The following is a 23333-nucleotide window of genomic DNA, read 5'->3' as shown; positions in this document are numbered from 1 at the left end:
CGCTCAAAGTGCCGCGCGCGGCACGCCCACCCAGGGTTAACCCGGGCGTTTCAGCCCAGGCGTTCCTGCCGGTAGGCGCCGGGCGCCAGGCCCGTCCAGCTCTTGAACGCGCGGTGGAAGGTGCTGGCCTCGGAGAAGCCCAGTTGCCCCGCGATCTCGGGCAGCGTGAGGCCGGGGTGCGTGAGGTAGTCGATGGCGGCGTCGCGCAGCAGGTCGTCGCGGATCGCGCGGAAGCCTGCGCCTTCCTCGCGCAGGCGCCGGCGCAGGGTCTGCGGCGTCATCGCGAGCTGGGCGCCCACGTCTTCGAGCGAGGGCATGGGCCCGCCCAGGTGGCGGCGCAGCAGGCGGCGGATGCGCTCGGCCAGGCTGCTGTCGTCGCGGTACTTCAGCAGCAGGCTGGCCGGCGCCTGGGCCAGGAAGCCGGCCAGGCTCTCGGGCGTCTGCACGATGGGCAGCGCCAGCCAGCGCGCCTCGAAGCGCCAGCCGGCGCGCAGGCCGTAGTGCGGCGGGGCCTGGAACAGCTGTGGTGCGTCACCGGTGCGGTCGGCCTCGGTGCGGGGCAGATCCACCGCCAGCAGCGGCAGGCGCCGTGCCACGAGCCAGCAGACCAGGCCGTAGCCCAGGAACGCGAAGCAGCGCATCGCGTAGCTCAGGCGCTCGTCGACCGGCAGGCGCGGCGCCAGCGCCATGCTGGCCACGCCGTCGTGCACGTGCAGGCGCGGTGTGAAGTCGGCCAGCAGCAGCCGGTAGTGGCGCAGGCCGGCGCGCAGCGCCTCGCCCAGCGTGCGGCAACCCACGGCCTGGCGGCAGGCCGCCTCGAAGCTGCCCAGCGGCAGCGGCCTGCTGCACAGGCCCCACAGCTCGTCGCGCAGGCTGTGGCGCAGTTCGAAGATGAGGGCCGCGTACTGCGCCTGGCTCACGCGCGAGAGCGGCGAGCCCAGCAGTTCGGGCGGGATGCCGGCGCGCTGCAGCAGGGCGTCGACATCGCGGCCGGCACGGCGCGCGCCCAGCACGATCTGCTGGACCTGGCCGATGGCGATGGTTTGCCGCGTGTTGCCGGCGGAGAGTGGTGGCATGGAACGCGGCAAATTCTAGAGGCCGCGCCCCCTGCCCACTGTCACTTGCGCAGCCGGCGCGCGCCGGGCCGCGTATGCCGCATCAGGGCAGGAAGTTCAGCGCATCCAGCACGGCCGGATCGACGACGTTCTCGTAGTACGGCCCGGTGCCGTCCGCATCGCTGAAGTCCGTGCCGCCACTCGCCAGGAAGGCGCCGATCTGCCGCTGCGCCTGCAAGGCATAGGGCAAGGCCGCCGGGTTCGTGATGTCCAGCATGTAGCCGTGCGGGTTGCGCGCCACGGCGTTGTTGTTGTTGAACGCCAGGTCGTGCCGGAACCAGCTCACGCGGTCGCCCAGCGCGCCGCCGCGCACCACCATGCCGGAGCTGGTGTTGGTCATCACCGTGTCGCCCTTGGCCAACTGGTAGACGATGGGCTTGGGGGCATGGCCCGCCAGCGGCCGCAAGCGGATCAGCGGCGCATAGGCCGTGGCCTCGCCGGACTGCTGCGCCCATTCGCTGTGGTCGAACAGCTTGGCAATGGCCTGCGCGCCGTCCACATGCTTGCTCAACACCGGCTGGCCGCGGAACGGCAGGTTCTCGTCGAACTGCGCGGCGCCGGTCGCCGTGGGCGGCAGGTTGATCAGCGAGGGCGTGCGGCCCGCCAGCGAGGCCACGCGCAGCGAGCGCAGCCCGCCCAGTCGTGTGGCCTCGATCAGGCTGCCGCCGCCCACGTTGGGCACGCCGGCCACGAGGTCCTTGTCGACCGCCAGCAGCATGGTGCCGTAGACGCCGCCGAAGGACTGGCCGCTGTAGGTCACGCGCCTGCCGTCGAAGTCGCTCTGGCCGTCGCCATCGATGTCCACGCCGGCTTGGAAGCGGCGCGCCAGCTCCACCAGGTCGGTGACGGTCTGGCGCAGCGCGTCGCGCGAGCCGATCACGCCGTAGGGTGCGGGCGCCGTGGCGCCTTCGAACGGGGTGATCTGGCCGTCGCCGTTCTGGTCGATGCCGCGGCCCGGCACGGCCACGCTGGCTTGGCCGCCGCCGGACAGGGCCAGCTCCAGCGTGCTCTGGGCGCCGCCGCCGTGGCCCACCACGTGGATCGAGGCCGTGGCCAGGCCGTAGGACGCCAGCACCGAGGCGATGGCCCACGGCGAATCGTGCATGTTGTTGCCCAGCCCATGGCCGAACAGCACCACCGGCCAGCCGCCGGCCGGCTTGGTGCCTGCGGGCACGAAGACCTGCACCGCCACCTGCGTCTCGCCCAGCAGCTGCGGCAACGCGGCCGTGCCGGTGGGCGCGATGCGCACCTTGGCGTCCAAAAAGGTGGGCGAGGCAAAGCGGCCGAAGCCGACCTGCGCCACGCTGCCCGGCACCACCTGCAATGCGGACAGGCGCAGCGCCGTGTCGGCGAACTGCGGCGCCGTGCCGCTTTGGCGGTGGACCACGCCGGAGGCGATCTGGTCGATGCCGAACAGCGCACGCGCCGGCGTGCCACCCTGCGTGGCCACCATGAAGTCGATGCCTGTGGCGGTGCGCGCCTTGGCGGCAGCGGCCATGGCCGCCAGCGTGGCGGTGGCGTTCTGCGTGGTGAACAGGGTCGCGGCGACGGGCTTGCCGGCGTTGGCAGGCGCCTGTGCCAGGGCTTGGCGCAGCGCCTCGCGGTAGCCACCGCTCTCGCTGGCGCGGCCGATGGCCAGGCCGCTGGAGGCGTCCAGCCATTCACCGCCGCCCAGGCGCTTGCCGGCGGTGTCGCGCACGCGGTCGGTCACCACCATCAGGTAGCGCTGCTGCTCGCGCAGCAGCTCGTCGCTCTTGAAGGACAGCAGCCGCGCGGGCGCGTCCCAGGCGGTCTGGTTGATGCCGATCTTGCGGCCGCTGGCCAGTTCGAGCAGGTAGACGCTGTCGCTGGTCACCGTGGCGGGATCGATGTCGCCCGTGAAGGGCACCGTGAAGCGCGGGACCAGCGAGAAGCCGTCCAGCGTGTTGAGCTCGTCGATGTCGTAGCAGTCGCTGACGCGCACGGCGCAGTCGGGCTTGGGCAGCGCGACACGCAGCTGCGACAGCTGGCGCGTGTCGGCCACCGTGTAGCGGTCGCTCGGGAACGGCGCGGCGTCGGGCTTGCTGCTGGAGAACGCGACGGCGACGTCGCTGGTGTCGTCGCTGGAGCCGCCGCAGGCCGTGCCCACGGCAGCGACCAGCGCCAGCACCGACAGGCGCAGCAGGGTTGGGGGTGTTGTCTTCTTCATGTGTCTCCTCTTCTCTCTTTGTGGTGGATGGATGCCGGTCGGCTATTCCGGCTTGAAGCCGATCTCGTCGAGCATCTGTTTCTCGCGGTCGTACTGCGCCACCGCGTACTGGCGGTAGGCCTCGCCGCCGATGTTCCAGGGCGCCAGGTCGAAGTCGTCGACGATGCGGCGGTAGGCCGGGTCGTGCGCCGCCTTCTGGAACGCCGACTCGAGCCGCGCGCGCACGGCCGGGTCCATGTTCTTGGGTGCGACCAGGCCGAACGGCGACTGCACCACGAGGTCGTGGCCCAGCTCGCGCACCGTGGGCACGTTGGGCCACTGGCTCAGGCGCTGCTCGGTGAAAGTGGCCAGCACGCGCAGCTTGCCGCTGCGCGCCATGGCGCCGAAGCCGGGGTCGCCATAGACATCGAGGTGGCGGCCGACCACGGCCGTCAGCTGCTCGTTCCCGCCCTTGAACGGGATGAAGTTGAACTTGGCGCCCGCGGCGCGCGCCAGCCGTTCGGCGTAGATGCGGTTGGCGCTGATGGCGCCCACGTTGCCCCAGCTCAGCTGGCCGGGCCTGGCCTTGGCATCGGCCAGCAGCTCGGCCAGCGTCTTCCACGGCGCGTCGGCCGCCACCGCGATGCCGGTGGTCAGGTTGTTCAGGCCCATCAGGTAGGTGAAGTCGGTGCGGGGGTCCCAGGCCACCTTGTTCATGTGCGGCCAGCGGATCACCGAGTTGTGCATCACGCCGAGCAGGTAGCCATCGGCGTCGCCCATGCTGGTCAGGCTGGACACGCCCGTCACGCCGCCAGCGCCCGCGCGGTGCATGAGCACGATGGGTTGGCCCAGGTCCTTGGCGGCGGCCTCGGCCAGCGCGCGCAGCACGGCATCGAACATGCCGCCGGCCGGGAAGGGCAGCTGCAGCTGGATGGGCTTGTTGGGGAAGGCGGTGCTGGCGAAAGCCGGTGCGCCGAGTGTGCTGGCGGCCAGTGCGCCCAGGCCGGCGCGCAGCACCGTGCGGCGTGCAACGGGCGTGGCAGGGGATGGGAAGGCGATGGGCATGCTTGTCTCCTTGCGGCCGCGTACGGGCCGGGTGCTACTGAAAAAACTTGCCGGCAAGACTAGAGGCGGCCGGCCCGCCGGGACATGGCCGTTTCGTCAAGCGACGATGGCCGTATCGATCAAAGGCCTACGCGCCGGGCAGCGGCAGGTAGCGGAACGAGCCCATGCTGCGGGCCACGCAGCGGCCGGCGTCGTCGCGCACCTCGGCGCGGCACTGCACGGTGTCGCCGTCCACATCGATGGCCAGTGCCTCGCCGTCGGCGGTGAGGCGGCCGCGGCCGGGCTGCAGATAGCTGATGTTCATGTCCAGCGTGACGGCGGTGCGCGCGAAGCCGATCTTCGACACCGCCGCGCTGGCCATGACCACGTCCAGCAGCGTGGCGACCACGCCGCCGTGCATGGCGCGGATCGGGTTCTCGAGCTCCTGCCGCCCATCGACCACCAGGCGCGCGCGGCCACCCTCGGAGAACTCGCGCCGGATGCCCAGCAGCTGCATGAAGGGCACGGCGTTGTACAGCCGCATGCTCTCGGCGGCGTCCATCAGGGCTTCTTCGCGTGCTCGGCACGCAGCTGGGTCTTGAGCACCTTGCCGGCAGCCGACAGCGGCAGCGCGGCCGCAAAGGCCAGGCTGCGCGGGCACTTGTAGCCCGCCAGCCGCGTGCGGCAATGGGCCTTGATGGCATCCGCGAGCTCGGCGCTCTCGGCCACGCCGGGGCGCAGCACCACCACCGCGTGCACGGCCTCGCCCCAGCGCGCGTCGGGCACGCCGATGACGGCGGCGTCGACCACATCGCCGTGGCTGCGCAGCGCGGCCTCGACCTCGCCGGAGTAGACGTTCTCGCCGCCGCTGATGATCATGTCCTTCAGGCGGTCGGCGATGAAGATGAAGCCGTTCTCGTCCATGCGGCCGCCGTCGCCGGTGTGCAGCCAGCCGTTGCGCAGGGCCTGGGCCGAGACCTCGGGCAGCTTCCAGTAGCCACTGGTGACCATGGGGCCGCGGATGACGATCTCGCCCACCTCGCCGCGCGCGCACTCGCGCCCCTCGGGGTCGACGATGCGGATCTCCGCGCCCAGGCCGGCGCGGCCCACGGAGCGCAGGCGCTCTGCCGGCGCGCCGGGCCGGTGGTTGGCCGGCAGGTTGATGCAGGCCGCGCCCGAGGTCTCGGTCAGGCCGTAGGCCTGGAAGAACTCGGCGTTCGGCCAGGTGGCCAGCGCGCGGTCGAGCAGGTCGGGCGGCATGGGTGCGGCACCGAAGGCGATGCGGTTCAGGCTCTGCACCTTGGCGGCGTCGAAGTTGGGCGCCTCCAGCAGCGCCTGCAGCATGGTGGGCACGACGATGGTGTCGGTGATGCCGTGCGTGAAGATCGCATCGAGCACGATCTCGGCGCGGAACTGCGGCATGGTGACCCAGCTGCCGCCCACGATGCTCTGGCCGATCAGCCTGCCGAGGCCCGCCACATGGAACAGCGGCGCCACCAGCAGCGAGACGCTGTCGGGCGCGTTGTTGAGTTCAGCCCCGCGCGTCATCGATGCCGACCAGAAGTTCAGGTGCGTGAGCATCACGCCCTTGGAGCGGCCCGTGGTGCCGCCCGTGTAGAGGATGGCGGCCAGGGCCTCGCCGCCCACGCGCGCGTCGTCCACCGGGGCTGTGGCGGCCGCCTGCGCGGCGAATTCGGCCATGGGCAGCACCTGCGCCAGATCGGCCAGTTCCGCGCAGGGGCCGGAGAAGCTGGCATCGGCCAGCAGCAGCGGCGCGCCGCAGTCGGCCAGGGCGTAACGCAGCTCGGGCACGCTCCAGCGCGTGTTGAGCGGGCAGGCCACGGCGCCCAGCCACCAGCAGGCCAGGAGGCCCATGACCATGGCGTCGTCGTTGGGCGCCAGCAGCGCCACGCGCTCGCCGGGGGCGATGCCGCGCGCGCGCAGCACGGCGGCCCGGCGCGCGACCTGGTCGAGCAGCTGGGTGAAGGTGTAGGCACGCTCAGCGTCGGGCGCGAGGTGGCGCAGCGCGGTCTTGTCGGGGTGGCGCTGCAGCGAACGGTGCAGGCCTTGGGTCAGGTACATCTTCAGGCTCCAGGAGAGGGCGGATGGCGGTAGCGCAGCGTGCCCATGGCGCGTGCCACGAGCTGGCCGGCAGCGTTGCGCAGCTCGGCTTCGCAGAAGCAGACGGAGCGGCCGCCGCCCGTGACCTGGCCCTCGGCATGCAGGCCGGCGCCCCCGGGCTGCACGAAGCCCAGGTGCAGATCGATCACGTCGACCGCCTGCGCATCGGGGTTGCGGGCCAGCGCGGCGGCGACCAGTGCAGCGTCGAGCAGCGCGATGGCCTGGCTGCGGTGGCTGGCAGCGGCCGCCTGCGGCGCGACGCAGACGGCGGTGGCGGCCGTGCTCACGCGGCGACGGCTTCAGGCTGGCGCAGCGGCACGGCGATGCGCGCACGCGCAGCGGCGTACTCGCGCGCCATGCGGGCCACGACCTGGCCGGCCGGCTGCACCGCCGAGATGGCGCCGATGCCCTGGCCGCAGCCCCAGACATCCTTCCAGGGCTTGACGCGGTTGCTGCCGAAGTTCATGGCCGAGGGATCGCTGGTCTCAAGCCGGTCCGGGTACAGGCCGGCGTTGCGGATCGAAGGCTTGAGGTAGTTGCCGTGCACGCCCGTGAACAGGTTGGAGTAGACGATGTCCTCGCTGCTGCTGTCGACGATCATCTGCTTGTAGGCCTCGGCGGCGCGGGCCTCTTCGGTCGCGATGAAGGCCGAGCCGATGTAGGCGAAGTCGGCGCCCAGCGCTTGTGCGGCCAGGATCGCATCGCCGCTGGCGATGGAGCCCGACAGCGCCAGCGGGCCCGTGAACCAGCGGCGGATCTCCTGGATCAGCGCGAACGGGCTGGTGGTGCCGGCATGGCCCCCGGCGCCGCTGGCCACGGCGATCAGGCCGTCGGCGCCTTTTTCCACCGCCTTGTGCGCGAAGCGGTCGTTGATCACGTCGTGCATGACGATGCCGCCCCAGGCGTGCACGGCGTCGTTGATCTCGGTGCGCGCGCCGAGCGACGTGATGGTCAGCGGCACCTTGTACTTGGCGCAGACGGCCATGTCGTGGTCGAGCCGGTCGTTGCTCTTGTGGACGATCTGGTTGATCGCGAACGGCGCGGCCGGTGCCTCGGGATGGGCGCGGTCGTGCGCGGCCAGCGTCTCGGTGATCTCGGCCAGCCAGTCGTCCAGCAGCTCGGCCGGGCGGGCGTTGAGGGCGGGCATGGAGCCGACGATGCCGGCCTTGCACTGCGCGATCACCAACTGCGGCACGCTGATGATGAACAGCGGCGAGGCGATGACGGGCAGGCGCAGGTGTTGGAAGAGGGGATGTGGCATGCGGCGCAGTATCTGGAGCGCCCCGCACGCCATCAATGGCCGAATGGCTGGGGCCATTGGCGCAAAGTGACAAAGCGGCAAAGCCGCGGGTAAACCCTGGCTACAGCAGGCGCTGCAGGCTGGCGTCCAGCTGCTCGGTCGGCAGCCGGCGAAAGCCCGAACGCGCGAAGCGCTGCAGGCGGCCGATGGCAAAGGCCGTCAGCACCGAGGCCTGCACATGGGCGTCCACCGTGGGCGTGGCCGCGCCCTCCCCGGCCAACGCCGGCCGCAGGCACTGGCGCAGGCTGGACTCGATGCGGTCGAAGAACTGGTTCATGCGGCCCTGCAGACGCTCGTGCTCGAGCACCAGTGCGTCGCCGACCATCACGCGCACCATGCCGGGGTTCTTCTCGCCGAACTGCAGCAGCACCGACAGGATGCTGCGCGCCTGCTGCGTGCCGCTGGCGGCCTCGTCAGCGGCGATGGCGCCGACCAGCTGGAACACGCTCTGCTCGATGAACTCGATCAGGCCCTCGAACATCTGGGCCTTGCTGGCGAAGTGGCGGTACAGCGCGGCCTCGCTGACCTGCAGGCGGCCGGCCAGGGCCGCCGTGGTCACGCGCTCGGCGCCGGGCTGCTCGAGCATGGCGGCCAGGGTCTGCAGGATCTGCAGCCGGCGTTCGCCTGGCTTGGGCCGCTTGCGCGGCGCGGCGGCAGCGGCGGCGTCCTCCGCGCCTTCGGACGTTGTGGTCGGCAGGGCGGCGTCTTCGGGCATGCGGTGGCGGCCTGCGCTCAGCGCGCGCGGATCATGGTGCCGTAGGCCTGGTCGGTCAGGATCTCGAGCAGCATCGCGTGCGGCACGCGGCCGTCGACGATGTGCACGGCGTTGACGCCGCTCTTGGCCGCGTCGATCGCGCCGGCCAGCTTGGGCAGCATGCCGCCGGAGATGGTGCCATCGGCGATCAGCTCGTCGATCTCGCGCGAGGTGAGTTCGGTCAGCAGTTCGCCAGCCTTGTTCAGCACGCCCGGGATGTTGGTCAGCATCATGAGCTTCTCGGCCTGCAGCACCGTGGCCAGCTTGCTGGCCACCACGTCGGCGTTGATGTTGTAGCTCTCGTTGCTCTCGCCGAAGCCGATGGGGCTGATGACGGGGATGAACTGGTCGTCCTGCAGCGCCTTGACCACGCTGGGGTCGATGGCCACGATGTCGCCGACCTGCCCAACATCGTGCAGCTTGGTCGGGTCGGCCTGGTCGGCCAGCTTGAGCTGCTGGGCGCGGATCAGGCCGCCGTCGCGCCCCGTCAGGCCCACGGCCTTGCCGCCGGCCTGGTTGATGAGGCCCACGATGTCCTGTTGCACCTCGCCCGCCAACACCCATTCGACGACTTCCATGGTCTCGGCGTCGGTCACGCGCATGCCCTGGATGAAGTGGCCGGTCTTGCCCAGGCGCTTGAGCGCGGTCTCGATCTGCGGGCCGCCGCCATGCACCACCACGGGATTCATGCCGACCAGCTTGAGCAGCACCACGTCTTCGGCGAAATCGGCCTGCAGGGCCGGATCGGTCATGGCGTTGCCGCCGTACTTGATGACGATGGTCTTGCCGTGGAACTTGCGGATGTACGGCAGGGCCTGGGCCAGGATCTCGGCCTTGTCGCGCGGGGCGATGGCAGACAGGTCGGGCTCGGTGGGGCTGGTCATGGCGGGCACTCCGGAGGCTGCTGAAAACTGGCGCGGATTGTAGGGGTCGCTGTGTGTCACTTCCCCAGCTTCACTTCCCCAGCCAGCGCGGGACCTTGAAGCGGATGATCATGAGGTAGGCGCCGACATAAGTGACCACGAACAGCACGCAGAACGCGGCCAGCACGGGGGTGTTGCTCCAGAACATGACGGCCGGCACCACGGTCAGCAGCGAGAAGATCCAGAGGTAGGGCGAGGTGCGGTTGTTGCGCGCCAGCAGGTCGCTGGCCTCGTCGTCCTCGAACACCACGCGCACGATGCGGCGAAAGATCAGTTGGTGCAGGTGAAGGGCATCGGCCGTGCTGGGCGACTGGCCGCGTGCGAGCTTGCGGTAGATGGAGAACAGCGTCTCACCGACCGGATACATCAGCAGCAGCATCGGGAACCAGGGCGACACGGTGGGGTGGCGCTGCACCAGCAGCACACAGGCCACGGCGATCACCAGTCCCCAGACATAGGCCCCGCCATCGCCCGCAAAGATCTTGCCGTAGGGATAGTTCCAGAGCAGGAAGCCGCCCGTGGCGCCCACCAGGCAGGCCAGCATGGCGGCGAGCTGCCGGTCGCCGACCTGCAGGGCCACATGGATCAGCGCCAGGCTGATGAGGATCGCGACCATGCCCGCGAGGCCGTTGTAGCCGTCGATGAGGTTGAAGGCGTGCGGCAGGCCGGCGATGGCGACCATGGCGAAGATGGCGGCAGCAAGCGGGGCGGCCTGGAGCCAGTCGTCGAGCGGGGCGAAGCCGATGCGGCGCACGCCCAGGTTCAGCAGCCAGCACAGCAGGATGGCGGAGAGCGCGGTCAGGCCCAGGCGCAGGCGGGCACGCAGGCGCTGGGTCATGTCCTCGGCGATGCCGGCGAAGACAGCGGGGGCCATGCACATGGCCATGAGCCAAAGGAAGGTGGAGTTGGCGCGCCAGTCGACGTTGAGGGACGCGGCTTGAGGAGTGCCGGCGTAGGCCCAGGCGATGACGAGGCCGAAGAAGATGCCAAGGCCGCCGATGCGGGGAATGTGGCCGAGGTGGAAGCGCTGCGGCAGGTCGTGCGCGTACTGGCGGGCGTGGCGGCGCGCGAGCCGGATGACCACGAATGCCGCGATGGCGGAGATGAAGAAGCTGAAGACGACGAGGAAGACCATGGGAGAAGGGAACCTAGAATTCCCTGCGCGAAATTAGACCATGCCAGCTCTCTCCTCCCGACCGATCACCGTTTCAATCGTCAGCCATGGACAGCAAGTGCTACTGCTGCCGCTTCTGGAACAGTTGGAGACCCATTGCGCCGAACTGATCGCCAAGGTGGTCCTTACGGTCAACCGGCCGGAGCTAGAGCTAGTGGCCGATAGGCCATGGAGTTTCGCGGTCGAAAGGATCACGAACACCTGCCCTCGTGGGTTCGGCGCGAATCACAACGCCGCTTTCGCGCGGTGCGGCACTCCGTGGTTTCTCGTACTCAACCCAGACATGCGTCTTGACACCGATGTGCTGTCGCCGATGCTGGCAGAGGCAGAACTCGCCAGCGGCGTACTTGCGCCAAGAATCTTGGAGCCGGGAAAGAGTTGCCCCGAACCCTACCGAGAAATCCTGACCCCCCGAGAAATTTTGCTCCGGCACAGGCCTGGCTATAACCCCCCGCCATACCCCGCCTGGATTCCTGGAATGTTCATGCTTTTTCGCTCTGAAGCCTACGAAAGCGTCTACGGCTTCGATGAGCGCTTCTACATGTATGGTGAAGATTTCGATATATGCGCGCGACTGAAGCTGCACGGATGGAGTCTTACCGTCTTCGAGGAACATACAGCCATACATGATGCCCAGCGGGCAAGCCATCGCAACTGGCAGCACCTCTACTGGCACATTCGCAGCCTAGTAAAGGTATGGACGTCGCGAGCATTCTGGAAATACCTCAAGACGTAGTTTTGTTGCCATCGCGATGCCCCCACTGGCGGCGGACATCACTCCCAATTGATTCGTTCGCGCTCAACAACGAGCGGTCGCTTCATCACATGAGTGAGGATCGAACCCACATATTCGCCCAGCAGCCCGATAAAAAAGAGCTGGACCGATGCAAAGAAAAACATGCCGATGAGAATCGGCGCAGTGCCGGCCGAAAACTGTGCCCAGAAGAACAGCTTCAGCACCAAGTAAACGAGCGACACAAGAAGGCTCAGCCCAGACAACGCAAACCCTACCATCGTTGCGATGCGCAACGGAATGCGCGAATGCGACGTGATGCCAAGCATCGCAATATCGTAAAGCGTGTAGAAATTGTTCTTGGTGATGCCGCGCTTGCGGCGTGGCTGGTTGTAGGGAATCTGCACCGCCTCATAGCCCACTTCGGACACCAGGCCACGCAGATAGGGATACGGATCGTCGATGCGCCGCAACTGCTCCAGCACCGCGCGGTCGTACAGGCCAAAGCCGGTGAAATTCTGGATCAACTTCACGTCTGCGATCCGGGTCACCATGCGGTAGTAGAGCCGTCGAATGGCGAACATGGCGCCCGACTCATCCGCACTGGGCTTAACGGCGACGACGAGTTTGTGGCCCTGCTGCCATTGGCGAACGAATTCCACCATGAGCTCAGGCGGGTCCTGCAAATCCGCCACCAGCAAAATGACCGCATCGCCACGGGCCTCCAGCAAACCGTAGTACGGAGAACGGATGTGGCCAAAATTGCGCGCGTTCAGGATGACCTTGACCGCCGGATCGGCGGCAGCAATGCCGCGCAAAAGCTCCACCGTCCGATCGGTGGAGCAGTTGTCGATGAAGAGATGTTCGTACTGCACATCGCTGATCCCAGCGAAGACGGCCTTGGCCTGCCGGTAGACCTCTTCGACGTTGTCCTCTTCGTTGTAGCAGGGCGTGACGACAGTGATGTTTTTCATGACGAAGCGAAGACGATCTTTTTTTGGAGTACGAAGGCGATCAACGCAAGTGGCAAAACCAGCAGGCCGTTGGCCAGGTAGATGTCCATGCCGGTGCGCAGCAATACCGACAGCGCCGCGACGTTGATCAGATAAACAACCCCGTAGACTGCAACGAAGCGCCACAGCCGGGATGCCTGCGCGCCACCGAAAACGATCCGGCCGGTACTCTGGAAATTGAAGGCGATGCCCAGCAGCGTGGCCAAGCCAATGGCCACAGGATAAGGCAGGCCCAGCCAGGTAAATCCTGCGAACAAACCGTAGCCGACGGCGGTGTTGAGCACGCCGACCAGCAGGAAGCGAAACAGCTGTGGGCTCAGCACGTCACGCAGCTTGCCATTTCGCAACGAAGGGCGCGATGCGCTGCCGCACGGACTCCAGGTCGATGCGGTGCTCACGCATGGCGTGGGCATGGCTGCCGCAGGTCAGCGAGAACTGCTCGCCGATGCCCACGCGCAGCACCGGCCGCGGGCCGGCTTCCGCCAACGCCTCCAGAACGGCGCCGCCCAGCCCGCCTACGACGGAGTGCTCTTCGAGCGTGATGATGGCCCGGGTTCCCGCCGCAATGGACGAGAGTTGCGTCGTGTCGAGAGGCTTGATCCACGGGGCACTCCAGACGGATGCGCCCAGTTCACGGCCCAGCGTCTGTGCCGCCTTCACCATGGAGCCGGTGGCCACGAGCGTCACCGGGTGATCGCCGTCCAGCACGCGCAGCAGCTTGCCACATTCCAGATCAGGAAGCGCCTCGTGGACTGCGCCAAGGTCGGCTTTGCCCATGCGCATGTAGACCGGCCCGGCCTGCGCAAAGGCGGACCGCATACACGCGGTCAGCTCGTGGGCATCGCACGGCGACAGGATGTCGATGTGCGGCACGGCACGAAGGCAGGCAATGTCCTCGAAACTCTGGTGGCTGGTGCCCAGCGTGCTGTACACGAGTCCCGCGCCATCGCCCGTGAAGATCACCGGCAGCTTCTCGTAGCAAACGTCGATCTTGATCTGTTCCAGCACGCGCACGGGGACGAAAGCACTGAGTCCGTACACCACGGGACGAAAACCGGCCTTGGCCAGCCCGGCAGCGACACCGACCATGTTCTGCTCGGCGATGCCGGCGTTGATGTACTGGTCGGGACAGCTCCTGCGGAATTCGTCGAACAACGCATAGCCATGGTCGCCTGTCAGCAGCAGCACCCGCTTGTCGTTCTGCGCGGCCTCCACCAGTGCTTTCGAAAATGCCGATCGCATGGTCAAGCCCCTCCCAGTTCACGCAGCGCCTGTTCGTACTGCACCGCATTCAAGCGTGAGTAGTGCCACGCGTTGATGTTTTCCATGTAAGAAACGCCTTTGCCCTTCACCGTTTTGGCCACGAGTGCCTTGGGCTTGCCGTTCTTCGTCGTCATCAATTGGTCCATGGCAGCGGAAATGGCGGCCAGGTCGTGGCCATCCACCTCCAGAACATCGAAATCGAACGCGGAGAACTTCGCGCGGAGGCTGCCCAGCGCCATGACCTCGTCCGTCGTGCCCATCGCCTGGAAGCCATTGGCGTCGACGATCACCATCAGGTTGTCCAGCTTGGCGTGGGCAGCGAACAGCATGCCTTCCCAGACAGGGCCTTCGTTCATCTCGCCATCGCCGACGATGACATAGCAGTTCTGGCCGGCCTTGCGGCGGCTGGCGCCGAGTGCCAGGCCCACCCCCACCGACAGGCCGTGCCCCAGCGAGCCGGACGTGACTTCGCAGCCGGGCACGTGCGCATCCGACAACCCCTTGAGCCGGGAGCCATCGTGGAAATAGCCGTCGATGTCCTGGCGCTCGATCCAGCCGAGCTGGTGGAGACAGGCATATTGCGCCATCACGCCATGGCCTTTGCTCAGGACCAGGTAGTCGCGCCCCGGATCATCCGGATCGGACAGGTCGTAGCGCATCTGGCGCGCATAGAGCGCCGACACGAGTTCAACAATGGAGAACGCGCATCCGAGATGGACAGCGTTGCCGGCGTAGGCCATCTCGACCACGGTCCGACGCAAAGCGGAAGGCTGGAACAAAGGTTTCATTGCTCAATCTCGGATAAGTTCCGCACAGGCATGCCATGCCAAAGTTCTGCGGATGCCGTCCTGCAGACCGACCACGTTGGTCAGGCCCAGTTCGCGCCGGGCACGACCGGTGTCCGGCACATAGCGGGCACCGGCCAAGCCTGGCGCCGCGCCGCCGAGCACACGGACCGGCATGGCGCTGCCCGCTTGGCCGGCGACCGCATGTGCCAGTTCCGCAATGCTGGTCGCCACGTCGCTGCCGACGTTGTAGGCCTCACCGGCCCGCCCCGACACCAGACAGGTCAACAGCCAGCGCGCCATGTCGCCGGCGTACTGGTAGCTGCGCACGGCCGTGCCGGTGCCGCTGACCACGATCTCGCGGCCATGCGCGGCGCGCGCAATGAAATCGGCGGCAGCCGAGCCACTGGACGGCTGCAGCCAGGGCCCGACGAAGGCGAAGCACCGCGCGATCACCGTTTCGGCCGGGCCTTCGGTTCGAACGACCCGCTCGGCCTGGCGCTTGGCTCGGGTGTAGGCGTTGACCGCATCGCCACCCGACCAGACCGCGTCTTCCACCAGCGGATGGCCAGCATCCTGCGGTCCGTAGACCGCGCCGGAACTCACATGCAGGAGTCGACGCGCGCCCGCGGCATGGGCGAACGCGCAGACCCGTTGGGCTCCGGCGACCGCGACGGCCTCCAACGCTGCGCTGTCCGCGTGCGGCGGCGCCACCGGCAAGGCCGCATGCACCACATGGCTGAATTGCCCGGAAGGAAACGCAAAGGTTTCGACATCGCCACGCACCAACTTGACGATGGCCGCCTGGGCCAGATGCGGGCAGGCCTGCTGAAAGGCAGCGGGATCGCGTGTCAGAACCGTGACGACGAGCCCCAGGTCCCGTTCGCGGTTTGCACGCACCAGGCTTTCGAGCAGCCATTTGCCGACGAAGCCCGTCCCTCCCGTCAGGAAGATGGATGCATGCCGCAGCCCTGCCCATACATCGGCTGACGTATGGCGCAGGATCTCGTCGAGGTCATCGGACGAGACCGGGGGCAGTTGCTCAGTCAAACCTCAAGCCAAGATAGGTTTCGACGCATTCGACCATGTAGTCGAGCATCGACTCCGACAGTCCCGGGTAGACGCCCAGCCAGAACGTGTCGTTCATGATGCGGTCGGCATTCTTGAGTTCGCCGACCACCCGGTAGTTGCGTCCGATCATGTAGGGCTGGCGCAGCAGGTTGCCGGCGAACAGAAGACGGGTGCCGACCTTGTGCTGGTCCAGGTACTGCAGGAGGTCCACGCGGCGCGTGTTGGCCTCTTCACGGATGGTGATGGGGAATCCGAACCACGAAGGCTCCGAGCCTGGCGTGGCCTCGGGCAGGATCAGGAACTCCTCGCAGCTGCGCAGACGTTCCGTCAGGTAGGCGAAGTTGTCCTTGCGCGCCTGCACGAAGCCGTCGAGCCGGTCGAGCTGCGCCAGGGCGCAAGCGGCCTGCATGTCGGTGATCTTCAGGTTGTAGCCGAGGTGCGAGTACGTGTACTTGTGGTCGTAGCCTTCCGGCAGGTTGCCCAGCTTCCAGCAGAAGCGCTTGCCGCAGGTGTTGTCCTTGCCGGGCGGGCAATAGCAGTCGCGGCCCCAATCGCGGATCGATTCGGCGATCAGGCGCAGATCGTCGTTGTTGGTGAACACTGCACCGCCCTCGCCCATCGTGATGTGGTGTGCGGGGTAGAAGCTCAAGGTGCCGATGTCGCCGAAGGTGCCGACCAGCTTGCCGTCGTAGCGCGAACCGAGCGCATCGCAGCAGTCTTCCACCAGCCACAGGTTGTGCTTTTCGCAAGCCGCCTTGATGGCCTTGAGGTTGAACGGATTGCCCAGCGTATGCGCCAGCATGATGGCCTTCGTGCGGGGACCGATGGCCGCCTCCAGTTGCTCGACGTCGATGTTGTACGTGGGGATGTGCACGTCCACGAACACCGGCACGGCGCCGCACTGGATGATCGGATTGACGGTCGTCGGGAAGCCGGCGGCCACGCCGATCACCTCGTCGCCCGGCAGGATGGCGCGGTCCCCGAGCTTGGGCGACGTCAGGGTCGAAAAAGCGACGAGATTCGCCGACGAACCCGAGTTGACCGTCATCAGGTGCTTGACGCCGAGGTACTGGGCCAGCCGGCTTTCGAAGATGGTGTTGAACCGGCCGGTCGTGAGCCACGCATCGAGCGACGCATCGACCATCAACTGCATCTCGGGCGCGCCGACCACCTTGCCCGAAGGCGGGATGAGGGTCTCGCCCGGCAGGAAGGGCTTGGGCGCGCTGGCCAGTTCGCCGTATTCGGCCACCAGGGCCTGGATCTTTTTGCGCAGCTCGTTCTGCTTGAAGGAAATTTCAGTCATCTTGGGTTGTGCTTTCGTAATGTTCGATCTGGCCGATGGTGAAGGCCGCCATGTCGGCCCCGCCCAGCCAGGCCTGCTGCCATTCGACGATGGCACCGAGGCTTTGCTTCAGGTTCCAGCGTGGGATCCAGCCCAGCGTCTGGCGTGCCTTGGAGCAGTCCAGCTTGAGCCAGCGCGCTTCGTGCGGCTGCCCAGCCTGTGCAGCGGTGCTCCACGCCGCGCCGGGCCCCCACCGCGACACCAGTTCATCCGCGATCCAGGACACCGGCTTGGTATCGGCATCGTTGGGACCGAAGTTCCAGGCACCACCCCAGTCCGGCCCGTTGGTGTGCAGTTTTTGGGCGAGCATCATATAGCCCCTCAGCGGTTCGAGAACGTGCTGCCATGGCCGCACGGAATGCGGATTGCGGATGTCTGCCGTGCCACCTGAGGAGAAAGCGCGCAGCAGGTCCGGCACCAGCCGGTCGTCCGACCAGTCGCCACCGCCGATGACGTTGCCAGCCCGGCCGGTGGCCACGGCCACGCCATGTTCGGCATGGGTCGCCGGGTTGAAGAACGACGACCGGAAGGACGCCGTCACCAACTCCGCACACCCCTTGCTGTTGCTGTAAGGGTCGTACCCCCCCATGGGTTCGTTTTCGCGGTAGCCCCATTGCCATTCCTGGTTCTCGTAGCACTTGTCGCTGGTCACCACCACGACGGCGCGTACGCCTCCGACGCAACGGACCGCCTCGAGCAGGTTCACGGTCCCCATGACGTTCGTCGAGTAGGTCTCCACCGGGTCCACATAAGAGCGACGCACCAACGGCTGCGCGGCCAGGTGCAGGACGATCTCGGGCCGGCAAGCCCCGATGGCCGCCTTCAAGCGCTCCAGATCGCGGATGTCGGCGATGACGGAACGCACTCGGCTCCATCCCGCAGAGAGCCCGTGCAGACTCGGCTCGGTTGACGGGGCCAGCGCATAACCCGTCACCTCGGCGCCCAGGCGCTCGAGCCACAACGCAAGCCAGCCGCCCTTGAAGCCCGTGTGTCCCGTCAGGAACACCCGCTTGCCGGCCCAGAAATTGGAGTCCGCCATTACCAGACCTTCCAGGGCGCAGCGCCGCTCTGCCACAGCTCTTCCAGATGGGTCTTGTCGCGCAGCGTGTCCATCGGCTGCCAGAAACCAGTGTGCTCGTACGCGCCCAACTGCCCTTCCCGCGCCAGCCGCTCCAAAGGCTCACGCTCCCAGACAGTGTCGTCGGCCGTGATGTAGTCCAACACCTCGGGCGACAGCACGAAGAAGCCCCCGTTGATGAGCCCGCCGTCACCCTTTGGCTTCTCCTTGAACGCCATGACCTTCTTGTCCTGCAGATCGAGCGCGCCGAAGCGGCCCGGTGGCAGGGTCGCGGCCAATGTCGCCTTGAGCTGGCTCGCACGGTGGAACTCGATCAAATCTCGGATGTTGATGTCGCTCACGCCGTCGCCATATGTGAAGCAGAACGCCTCTTCGCCGCGAACGTGCTCGGCCACGCGCCGCAGACGGCCGCCCGTCATGGTTTCGTCTCCGGTATCCACCAGCGTCACACGCCAGGGCTCGGCGTACCGCTGGTGCACCTCCATCTTGTTGTGCTGCATGTCGAACGTGACATCCGACATGTGCAGGAAGTAATTGGCGAAGTACTCCTTGATGACGTAGCCCTTGTATCCGCAGCAGATCACGAAGTCATGGATTCCATAGGAGGAATAAATCTTCATGATGTGCCACAGGATCGGCTTGCCGCCGATCTCGATCATGGGCTTGGGACGCAGATGCGTCTCCTCCGATATACGGGTCCCCAAACCACCGGCCAAAATAACCGCCTTCATTACAAACTCCTCGCCTCTACTGTGTGGAAGCAAATGAAAAAATTGCGCCCAACTCCCGCACGTCGGATGCAGACGGATCGATATCCGCCGCCCGCGATGTGATAGGAATTTTGATCTGGACTGCATGTGTTCCTTCGACATCCGCCAAAACGGACAGTGTCGTCACCTCACCGGCGCGCAACACATAATCCCGCGCCCTGCCGTCAATCGCAATCACGATTCGTCGATCCGGAAAGTTCTGTGGCAAATAGAACTGAAACCTTGGAGCCTCGCCGCAGTTCTTGAGCAGGAACTGATACGAACTTCCGATCCAGCCATCCGAATCTGGCTTGTATGTGCACGCCGCATCTGCGAACACACCGAATCCGTAGTCTCGCTGCACGCGCGCACCGGCGATCGCCACATCGATCGGCGCCTGAAGCACCTTGATGTCTCGCGCTCCTTCAGCAGCGCGAATTGTTGCCTGGCCCATCGCGTCGAATGCTGCGTGTCGATAAGGGGCCTTGCGCCACTCATCCACACCCGTCCATACCTGACCGATGATGAAAAAAATCGCCATTCCCCAAACGGGGGCCACCCGCAACATGGGGCGCCTTGCGGGCAACGACGCCCCCCCGCATACTCGTGAAGAACCCTTCAGATATTCATAAAAAATAATCCCAACAAGCACGTAGCAAAAATCAGAAAAATAACGGGAGACCATTGTGGCCGCAGGTTCGAATCGCCCTCTCGTGACCGCCATTAGCAACAGATCCACCAGCGCATAGAACAGAAGTGCCAACGGAAAGAAAAATCGCGCATGCAAACCCTCGGGCGCACGCAGGTCCCGCACGATGAAAAAGATACAAACCACGCAACAAGCCACACCACCCCAACGAATCAGGCCAATAAACCCATTTATCGCCGAGCTTTCATGCCCAACGAATATCGAGCTCAAGGCAAGAGGGATAGACCAGAGGAAGTTGGCCACACTTGCATCACCCTGTGGAAGGCTCCGCGGCGCAGGTGGAAAGATGGACCCGCCTATAACATAAAGAACCAGACTGGCGACCAACAACGCCAGCGGGATCCAGACCTGGCGATTGCGCCTAATACCATGCCAGCCACCGACGGCACCGGCCGCGAGGAAGCACGCAACAACGAACGGCAATGCCCACCCGTAGGCGACGAGCAACACCACCAACGGGCCACCCATGATGGTCACCAGATTGCAAAAGCGGCTTTGATTGCCAGCAATCACCTTGGCCATGCAGATCCAATAGACCACGAACGCCAGATTCTTCAAGAAGAGTGCGGGCCCGAGATCCAGAGAATATAGCTCCCAATTGGAAAAACTGAACAGGGCAATCGCCAGGCAGCCGAACACCCCGACATACTCCAACCGCCCAGCGCCAAGCTCGCGCCGGAACTCAAACAGAACCACTAGATAAGACACCGCCAACACCGCCCCCGAAAGCAAGGCAAAGCCATAGATCTGGTAGTTGAAGTATTTGGCATTGAGATAGACGACGAATTGGGGAAGCAGACCTCGATGCTGGCCTTGATTCCAGCTTGCCCAGACCGAGCTGATCCCTCTTTCGGACTCGTCAAAGTACGTCAGAAACCTCAGCGAGTCCATGAATGCAATGTTGGGGCGAAGAATCTGCATGTAGAAAACCCATGCCAACAATACGAGCGCGCCAATAACAATGACAACGACAATCCGCTGGAGATATTGCACTTTGTTAAGCCGCGTCTTTGGCAAACTCACAAATAGATACAAAGAGCGCACCTGGTCCACGGCCCGTCCGCCGCCCAAATTCGCAGCGAACCTCCGACCTGCCCTCATCGAGGGTGCTTCAATGCAATACCACGAAAAAACAGCCAATATAGTGGCAAACACCACACCACCAAATTGATTCCAATGAACACCCTGCTCCGGCCAAATGCTCTTGAAAACCTGCTGGCACACAAAACCGTACAGGTAAATCCCGTACGAAAAGTCGCCCGGCAGCTTAATTTCTCGAACCACTTTGAATGAAACAAAATATAAGGCGCAAATGAATATTGCCAGACTCATCAAAGCCGGATAAAGCGGAGTGGCGTGCATCAGCGCCGCAGCCAGGAATAGACAAAAAACCGTCTGAAAATTGATCCAGACGTACTCCTTCAAAACAGCCAGCAATCCACCCATACAAAAGAACAGAGGGAACATCCAGGCTTCGGTAGGCAATGAAAACCACTGCATTGCAGTTGGCCTGTACGTCAAAAAAGCGGCCAATGCAAAAAAAACAAACCCTGCGAAGAACTTATTTCGCAGGAGACCCAGACCCCCCACTACTCCGAGCATCAAATAGCAAAAAAACTCTACTGGCAAGGTCCACAGCGACCCATTGACGACATTCGAGGGATTTTGCTTGAACACACCTGGCAGTTCCCACTGCGGTGACAACGCCAAATTCCTCAAGGCGTATACATAAACAGCAGGATCGCCAAAATACGTGGCTACAGTGCTTGTAGATAAAACGGGACCGACTACAAAGGTCGTAACGAACAAACAAACGACCAATGCAGGAAACAACCTGAACACACGAAGAGTCAAATACTGGAAAAAAAATGGCTTCTCAATAAGACTATTGGCAACAAGAATCCCGCTTAGCAGAAAGAAGAACTTTACCGCCATTCCTCCCGAATAGTCAAAGTGCAGTAGCGTCATGACCCCATCCTGGAGAGGCGGCTGAGGCGACACTGCGTATGCGTGGCCGACAATCACCCCCACTGCAGCAATCAGCCTCAAGATATCCAGGTTGTTCCCATCCCTGCGCAGAAATTCATTGAGCGTCATAACCGCCTACTCTTCAATTAGTCAGGCCTTTTTTCAAGCGGCGCAACTCCGCTTGAAACATCGGATTCCTCGCGCTCTCCGGTTCCAGCGAGTTTGCTTTCTCCATGTATATCACCGCGGCCTTTATGTCACCACTCGGCTCCAACGCCAATGCATAGAAAAAATAAGGGTAAGGATTATTTGGAGCCATTTGAATACTTCTATCAAAGCAAACCAACGACTTTTCATTGGCACCGTACGCCTTGAAAGCCAAGCCACAATCGAGAAATTCTTTTTCCGAAAGAGAAGGGCGACCGAGAAAGATCCGCCCAACCTCAGGATATAAAACCAGATCCTTTATCGAAATACCAGACACCTGAGCGGCGTGGATGTAGTCTTGTGGCGTGGACTTTTTAAACCCGCCGCCATCCAACCCAACGCTCCAGATTGTCTTGTACATATCGAGATCGACTTCTGACGCATCCAGGAGTCGCACTGACACATTAGCTGCAGCGGCTCGAACTATCTCGCCAGGCGGCAAAGAGTAGCCTACAACATCAAGGGAAATCCCATTCGGGAAATACCCCTTCAGAAATGCCGAAGGATAAATGAACGGATTGAAAGGCGGTGCAATCCCAACCAGCAGATTGCGCGCCGACCCCTCAGTAGCCGCTGGATTTCGAGCGATACTCTTGACAGCGTCGTTGTATTCGATCTGTCGGTCCATCTGAACAGTATAAAACTGGACAATGTCGCTTCTGAACAGTTTCAGATTCAAGAACGGCAAGGCAACAAGAAAAATTGCGACGCCCATACGCAAATTGCGCATTGATCGGAGGTACTGCGGCCATCCTGCAACGATAAAGAGAAAAGGCAAATAATAAAGATAGCTACCGGTGAAACTATATTGCGCGAAGTGATGATTCGGGAGCAACGAGTTCGGCAACCACGACAGACCTCCCGCAATAACAGGGACAATCAGTGGAAGTGCATTTCGTCGATTTCCGGCGCGCAGAAGAAAAAACCCCGCAACAACAAAAAGTGCCGTACCGAGAGCCACATTAAACCCGTCTTTAGCGTACCGCACCCACTCCCCCATGATGGACATGGGGGACAGAGAGATCTGGTACGCTCCGTTGACGGCGAGGTTGTGGCCAGTAAAGGGGGAATTCAGATAGCGATTGACCCCCAGTGCAACCAGGAACGCGAAGAGCGACGTGACCGAAACAACCACGACTCGCGGGACGAGCCTGTCTCGGATCGTGTGGCCTGAGACGTGCGCGGAACCAGATACAAAAATTCCCCGCACAACGAAAGGAAGGACCACAAAGAAGCTCAATGCATAGGTCTCTTTACTCAAGAACGCCACGCACGCACTCAAAAAGAAGCCAAGAACACCAACGAAAAATCTCTTCCAGAACAGCCTCAACCAAGCAACGGACAGAAGCAAAAAGAAATAAGAATACTGCGCGTAGGCATCCCATCCCGCAAAAATATAAAAGTAGCGATGCGTGAAGATCAGCCAAAAATAAACGACAAGGCCAAGAAAAACAGATAGTATATTTTTGCGGATATCAAAATCCGAAAAGAATATTTTCCTCACCAAAAGCACGGTCCCCACACAGTTGGCGAAAGCCACACAGACCGGGAACAGCACCGAAAATTCGAGGCCGAAGCGGCCGCGAAATGCATCAATAATACTCCCCGTCGGGCGAGGCATGCCCCAATTGAACGGGCTGTTTGCTATTGCCAACGGCATATAAATATCGCTATGGGGGATAGCAATAGGCTGAAACTTGCCGGGAAATATAAATATCAGCGCCAACGCATACGTCAGCACGGCCACGATCAAGGTCAGTCCGAAAAACAGAAAACCACCGCCCCCTGTCAATCGGCAATTTGAGTTCCAGGGCATT

21 protein-coding genes are annotated in these 23333 nt (G+C 64.1%); 1 reads left to right on the top strand and 20 read right to left on the bottom strand.

Going from position 1 to position 23333, the window contains the following annotated elements; all coding sequences use genetic code 11:
* Positions 1 to 50: 50 nt before the first annotated feature.
* The 10 genes from DES41_RS27910 to DES41_RS27865 form a co-directional block, all read right to left on the bottom strand.
* Positions 51 to 1076, bottom strand: coding sequence for an AraC family transcriptional regulator (locus DES41_RS27910; RefSeq protein WP_114470890.1), 1026 nt, complete (start codon positions 1074 to 1076; stop codon positions 51 to 53).
* Between the two features lie 82 nt (positions 1077 to 1158).
* On the bottom strand, positions 1159 to 3303 hold the full coding sequence (locus DES41_RS27905) for a hypothetical protein (RefSeq protein WP_114470889.1): 2145 nt from the start codon (positions 3301 to 3303) through the stop codon (positions 1159 to 1161).
* A 42-nt stretch (positions 3304 to 3345) separates the two neighbouring features.
* A complete protein-coding gene (locus DES41_RS27900) occupies positions 3346 to 4347 on the bottom strand; it encodes a tripartite tricarboxylate transporter substrate binding protein (protein WP_114470888.1) in 1002 nt (333 codons plus the stop codon).
* A 127-nt stretch (positions 4348 to 4474) separates the two neighbouring features.
* A complete protein-coding gene (locus DES41_RS27895; RefSeq protein ID WP_114470887.1) occupies positions 4475 to 4888 on the bottom strand; it encodes a PaaI family thioesterase in 414 nt (137 codons plus the stop codon).
* A complete protein-coding gene (locus tag DES41_RS27890) occupies positions 4888 to 6408 on the bottom strand; it encodes an AMP-binding protein (RefSeq protein ID WP_114470886.1) in 1521 nt (506 codons plus the stop codon). The genes DES41_RS27895 and DES41_RS27890 overlap by 1 nt, the downstream gene beginning before the upstream one ends.
* A 2-nt stretch (positions 6409 to 6410) precedes the next feature.
* Positions 6411 to 6734: a PaaI family thioesterase gene (locus tag DES41_RS27885; RefSeq protein WP_114470885.1), complete on the bottom strand. Its 324-nt coding sequence runs from the start codon at positions 6732 to 6734 to the stop codon at positions 6411 to 6413.
* Positions 6731 to 7708, bottom strand: coding sequence for an NAD(P)H-dependent flavin oxidoreductase (locus DES41_RS27880; RefSeq protein ID WP_114470884.1), 978 nt, complete (start codon positions 7706 to 7708; stop codon positions 6731 to 6733). Before DES41_RS27880 ends, DES41_RS27885 begins: the two co-directional genes overlap by 4 nt.
* Positions 7709 to 7808: 100 nt before the next feature.
* Positions 7809 to 8462, bottom strand: coding sequence for a nucleoid occlusion factor SlmA (slmA, locus tag DES41_RS27875; RefSeq protein WP_114470883.1), 654 nt, complete (start codon positions 8460 to 8462; stop codon positions 7809 to 7811).
* A gap of 17 nt (positions 8463 to 8479) precedes the next feature.
* On the bottom strand, positions 8480 to 9385 hold the full coding sequence (gene argB / locus DES41_RS27870) for an acetylglutamate kinase (protein ID WP_114470882.1): 906 nt from the start codon (positions 9383 to 9385) through the stop codon (positions 8480 to 8482).
* 70 nt (positions 9386 to 9455) lie between these two features.
* Positions 9456 to 10559: an MraY family glycosyltransferase gene (locus DES41_RS27865; RefSeq protein WP_114470881.1), complete on the bottom strand. Its 1104-nt coding sequence runs from the start codon at positions 10557 to 10559 to the stop codon at positions 9456 to 9458.
* 40 nt (positions 10560 to 10599) lie between these two features.
* On the opposite strand from DES41_RS27865, the gene DES41_RS27860 reads away from it, so the two are divergent.
* Positions 10600 to 11334 carry a glycosyltransferase family 2 protein gene (locus DES41_RS27860; RefSeq protein WP_114470880.1) on the top strand — a complete coding sequence of 245 codons (735 nt, stop codon included), beginning with the start codon at positions 10600 to 10602 and terminating at the stop codon, positions 11332 to 11334.
* 38 nt (positions 11335 to 11372) lie between these two features.
* Here the strand turns inward: DES41_RS27860 and DES41_RS27855 are convergent, their stop codons facing one another.
* Genes DES41_RS27855 through DES41_RS38030 form a run of 10 tightly spaced genes read right to left on the bottom strand, consistent with a single transcriptional unit; the run spans position 11373 to position 23332 of the window.
* Positions 11373 to 12305 carry a glycosyltransferase family 2 protein gene (locus tag DES41_RS27855; RefSeq protein WP_114470879.1) on the bottom strand — a complete coding sequence of 311 codons (933 nt, stop codon included), beginning with the start codon at positions 12303 to 12305 and terminating at the stop codon, positions 11373 to 11375.
* A complete protein-coding gene (locus DES41_RS27850) occupies positions 12302 to 12667 on the bottom strand; it encodes a GtrA family protein (RefSeq protein ID WP_245965895.1) in 366 nt (121 codons plus the stop codon). The genes DES41_RS27855 and DES41_RS27850 overlap by 4 nt, the downstream gene beginning before the upstream one ends.
* Before the next feature lies 1 nt (position 12668).
* On the bottom strand, positions 12669 to 13559 hold the full coding sequence (locus DES41_RS27845; protein WP_245965894.1) for a transketolase family protein: 891 nt from the start codon (positions 13557 to 13559) through the stop codon (positions 12669 to 12671).
* A 29-nt stretch (positions 13560 to 13588) separates the two neighbouring features.
* Positions 13589 to 14395 (bottom strand): transketolase, encoded by an 807-nt coding sequence (locus DES41_RS27840; RefSeq protein ID WP_114470877.1) that lies wholly within the window; start codon positions 14393 to 14395, stop codon positions 13589 to 13591.
* 3 nt (positions 14396 to 14398) lie between these two features.
* Positions 14399 to 15442: an NAD-dependent epimerase/dehydratase family protein gene (locus tag DES41_RS27835; RefSeq protein ID WP_114470876.1), complete on the bottom strand. Its 1044-nt coding sequence runs from the start codon at positions 15440 to 15442 to the stop codon at positions 14399 to 14401.
* A complete protein-coding gene (gene rfbH, locus DES41_RS27830; RefSeq protein WP_114470875.1) occupies positions 15435 to 16766 on the bottom strand; it encodes a lipopolysaccharide biosynthesis protein RfbH in 1332 nt (443 codons plus the stop codon). Before rfbH ends, DES41_RS27835 begins: the two co-directional genes overlap by 8 nt.
* Positions 16759 to 17844: a CDP-glucose 4,6-dehydratase gene (gene rfbG / locus DES41_RS27825; protein ID WP_114470874.1), complete on the bottom strand. Its 1086-nt coding sequence runs from the start codon at positions 17842 to 17844 to the stop codon at positions 16759 to 16761. Before rfbG ends, rfbH begins: the two co-directional genes overlap by 8 nt.
* Entirely contained in the window at positions 17844 to 18614 is a 771-nt protein-coding gene (gene rfbF / locus DES41_RS27820; RefSeq protein WP_114470873.1) for a glucose-1-phosphate cytidylyltransferase, read from the bottom strand. Before rfbF ends, rfbG begins: the two co-directional genes overlap by 1 nt.
* Before the next feature lie 16 nt (positions 18615 to 18630).
* Positions 18631 to 21438 carry an acyltransferase family protein gene (locus DES41_RS27815; protein ID WP_114470872.1) on the bottom strand — a complete coding sequence of 936 codons (2808 nt, stop codon included), beginning with the start codon at positions 21436 to 21438 and terminating at the stop codon, positions 18631 to 18633.
* Positions 21439 to 21451: 13 nt separating this feature from the next.
* Positions 21452 to 23332 carry a tetratricopeptide repeat protein gene (locus DES41_RS38030; protein ID WP_147282975.1) on the bottom strand — a complete coding sequence of 627 codons (1881 nt, stop codon included), beginning with the start codon at positions 23330 to 23332 and terminating at the stop codon, positions 21452 to 21454.
* Position 23333 lies beyond the last annotated feature (1 nt).

Origin of the sequence: Pseudorhodoferax soli (genome assembly GCF_003337555.1) — a bacterium.
GTDB classification, from domain to species: domain Bacteria; phylum Pseudomonadota; class Gammaproteobacteria; order Burkholderiales; family Burkholderiaceae_C; genus Pseudorhodoferax; species Pseudorhodoferax soli.
This window is presented reverse-complemented; position numbering and strand designations above follow the sequence as displayed.